3 protein-coding genes and 1 riboswitch are annotated in these 3,323 nt (G+C 48.5%); all 3 genes read left to right on the top strand.

Annotated features, from left to right (window positions below; genetic code table 11):
• The first annotated feature begins 283 nt into the window (after nt 1–283).
• The 3 genes from PSHG_RS10735 (at nt 284) to purK (ending at nt 3,234) form a co-directional block, all read left to right on the top strand.
• Nucleotides 284–1,162, top strand: coding sequence for a metallophosphoesterase (locus PSHG_RS10735; RefSeq protein WP_042121680.1), 879 nt, complete (start codon nt 284–286; stop codon nt 1,160–1,162).
• A 144-nt stretch (nt 1,163–1,306) separates the two neighbouring features.
• A riboswitch (purine riboswitch) is annotated at nt 1,307–1,408 on the top strand.
• A 162-nt stretch (nt 1,409–1,570) separates the two neighbouring features.
• Nucleotides 1,571–2,056, top strand: coding sequence for a 5-(carboxyamino)imidazole ribonucleotide mutase (purE, locus tag PSHG_RS10730; RefSeq protein ID WP_010272659.1), 486 nt, complete (start codon nt 1,571–1,573; stop codon nt 2,054–2,056).
• Nucleotides 2,053–3,234, top strand: a complete 1,182-nt coding sequence (purK, locus tag PSHG_RS10725) for a 5-(carboxyamino)imidazole ribonucleotide synthase (RefSeq protein ID WP_010272657.1) — start codon at nt 2,053–2,055, stop codon at nt 3,232–3,234. Before purE ends, purK begins: the two co-directional genes overlap by 4 nt.
• The last annotated feature ends 89 nt before the right edge of the window (nt 3,235–3,323 follow it).

Genomic DNA, 3,323 nt, shown 5'->3' with positions numbered 1-3,323 from the left:
GTACCAAGGAATACTCATTGAACATAAAGTTCGGTGGGTATTCTTTTTTATTCCGGAATTGTTATGGAGAGGTCTTGAAAAAGAGCTTAGAGCCTTTATGCCCAGCTTTCCGCTTTGTGGGGCAGCCCGCTGTTTTGTGGCTAGATTTCCAGGCAGCTTGTATACTGGTTAGAGAAGTACAAATAATAGGTGCTGATCGGTAGTTCCGCCGTTATCTCCATGGAATATATCCGTAGGGCACGCTCGATTTATCAGGTAATGAAGGCGGAATGGGGGATTAACCATGAGGCGAGCTGTGGAGGCTGTTAGTGTTATGATAGAGAGGATGCTGCTTTTACCCGCAGCGGCCTATACCCGAGCCCGATATAAAGGGGAAAACTGGGTCGAGTTGACCTCCATCGAGTTAAGCTACTCCCATCTTCCTGAGGCATTTGATGGCACGCGAGTTTTGGTATTTAGTGATGTTCATCTGGGCCATTATTATTATTCCCGCGATCTAGCCTCGCTTATTAAGCAAAGTATAAATCCTCTCCGGCCCGATCTTGTTTGCTTCACAGGGGACTTATTCGACAAAAAAATGACAGAGCGAGAACAGGTTATATCGGCATTGCGAATGATTAAGGCGCCTCTCGGAAAATATGCTGTGCTGGGCAATCATGACTATTACGATTCTCCGGGACGAATGCGCAACATGTACAGACAAGCGGATTTCACCATGCTTCTTAACGAGTCAACCTTTATTCATCGTGGAGATCAGGCGATTCGTATTGCGGGGGTCGATGATATGGTCAAAGGTCGGCCTGATTTGCATAAAGCGCTGCATCCTCTAAAGGAAGATGAATTTATTATCCTGCTTTCTCATGCGCCGGATTTTGCTGATCGCATTAGTAACGATTTCCCTGTCTCTTTTCAAGCTTCCGGGCATAGTCACGGAGGGCAGGTGAGACTTCCGGGAATAGGTCATTTGACCGCCCCTTTATATGGGAGAAAGTATGTTAATGGGCTTTATCCATTGAAGGAGGGAGAGCTTATGTTGTATACTAACCGGGGTATTGGTCTAAGCGTGTTTCCTATTCGCTTTTGGTGCAAGCCTGAAATAACGTTAATTACGTTAAAAACGAAGCCGTTAAATTGTCCTAATTCCAAGAAAATAGAAAATTAAAGAAAAAATTACACAAACATTGAAGGGCGTTGAACAAAAAACGAACTTTCCGCTTGTTGCGAAACTAATTGTTCGCCTTTTCGTTGACAGTTGTTGTTAGCTCCTGTTAGAATGAAGATGAAAAAGCTAACATGAATAATTGGATAGAACTCAGTTACCGATACTCGTATAATTTCGGGGATATGGCCCGTAAGTCTCTACCCAAAAACCGTAAACTTTTGGACTACGAGAATTCATTTTGCTGCCGGTTTTTAGCTAATCGGACAGGGCATCTATGGCTTGGCCATGGCTCTGCAAGGCAATGGCTTCTTGTGTCCCGCGGATAAGGTGGTTTTATACCGATATCGGGGCTTTTCTTTTTTTAGAGGTCTTAAATAGATCGTACTTATAATGAAAGAAGGGGTAGTCTTGTCAATTCAGGTTGGAGTCATCATGGGCAGTCAGTCGGATTGGGAAACTATGAAGAAAGCATGTGAGATGCTGGATGAACTAGGCGTAAGTTATGAGAAAAAGGTCGTTTCAGCTCACCGCACCCCTGATTTAATGTTTGACTATGCCTCTTCAGCCGCGAAACGAGGATTGAAGGTCATAATTGCTGGAGCCGGAGGGGCAGCGCATCTGCCGGGAATGGTCGCTTCCAAGACGGAGCTGCCGGTCATCGGAGTACCGGTGCAGTCGAAAGCATTGAATGGGCTTGATTCTTTATTGTCCATTGTACAAATGCCGGCAGGGATACCGGTTGCCACGGTAGCAATAGGACAGGCTGGCGCGGCTAATGCCGGATTGCTGGCAGCACAAATGTTAGGAGCCTTTGATCCAGAGCTTGGGGCAAGGATTGCGGCGAGACGCGATCGACTACGTCAAACGGTTATAGAAAGCAGTGAACTGCTATGAATATACAGCAAAAGATGATTTTACCCGGCAGCACGATTGGCTTGCTCGGGGGAGGACAACTGGGAAGAATGATAACGTTAGCCGGTCGCCATATGGGTTACCGGTTTGTTACGCTGGACCCAACGGAGGACAGCCCTTGCGGCCAGGTCGCCGACAAGCAAGTAGTAGCCGCTTATAATGATCAGCAGGCTGCAGCAGAGCTTGCGCATCTATCTGATGTCATTACGTATGAATTTGAGAATGTGAATGCGGGAGTAGCGCAAATGCTCGAATCATCGTCTTATGTTCCGCAGGGCAGCAGGCTCTTATACATTACCCAGCATCGGCTTAGAGAGAAGCAGGCGATTGAACAGGCGGGAGTGAAGGTGGCTCCCTACGAAGCAGCAGGCTCGGCTGCGGAGCTTAAACAAGCTATCTCCCGGCTGGGTCTGCCCTGTGTATTGAAGACCGCTACGGGAGGATATGACGGCAAAGGCCAGAGGGTAATCCGCGAGAGAAGGGAAGCGGAAGCCGCCTTCGCTGAGCTCGCCGCTCCTGGCGTGGAGCTGGTGCTGGAGAAATTTATCGCATTCGAGAAAGAAATCTCGGTTATAGCTGCTAGGAATGCGCGTGGGGAAATCAGGGTATTCCCCGTTTCGGAAAACGTCCATGTGGACAATATTCTGCACTTGTCCATCGTACCTGCGCGGATCAATGCCGAGACAGAGCGCAAAGCTCAGGCTATGGCCCGGCAAATTGCCGAGCATTTGCAGGTCGTTGGCCTGCTGGCAGTGGAGATGTTCCTAGGTGCGAATGGAGAATTGTTTGTCAACGAGCTGGCGCCGAGGCCGCATAATTCCGGCCATTATACGATGGAGGCCTGTGCCACTTCGCAATTCGAACAGCATGTCCGCGCTATCTGCAACCTGCCGCTTGGCTCTACGGAGCTTCTGAAGCCCGTTGTCATGGTTAATGTGCTTGGCGAGCACGTGCAGCCGCTGCTCGATTGGATGAGCGCTCAGACGGAGGAAGTTCCGGGATTAGCGATAAAAATTCATCTGTATGGCAAGCACGAAATCAAAGCGAAGCGAAAGCTGGGCCATGTGAACCTGCTGTGCGACCAAGCAGATACCGCTTTGGAATGGGTAGAGTCTACAGGCATCTGGGCGGCACAGTCCAAAGCCAGGCATCACGCTTGATGGCTCGGTTATTGTTTGTGGTTAATCCTTACTGGTGTTAAACGTTAGCCGGACAAAAAGTTAAAGCAGCTTACTATTATGGAACAATT

The sequence above is a fragment of the Paenibacillus senegalensis JC66 genome, assembly GCF_000285515.1.
In the GTDB taxonomy this organism is placed as follows: domain Bacteria; phylum Bacillota; class Bacilli; order Paenibacillales; family NBRC-103111; genus Paenibacillus_L; species Paenibacillus_L senegalensis.
Note: the sequence above shows the minus strand (reverse complement) of the source record. Positions and strands in the feature narration are given on the sequence as shown.

Coding starts and splice junctions, on each gene's coding strand:
- PSHG_RS10735 (WP_042121680.1), top strand. CDS start 284: ATGAGGCGAGCTGTGGAGGCTGTTAGTGTTATGATAGAGAGGATGCTG.
- purK (WP_010272657.1), top strand. CDS start 2,053: ATGAATATACAGCAAAAGATGATTTTACCCGGCAGCACGATTGGCTTG.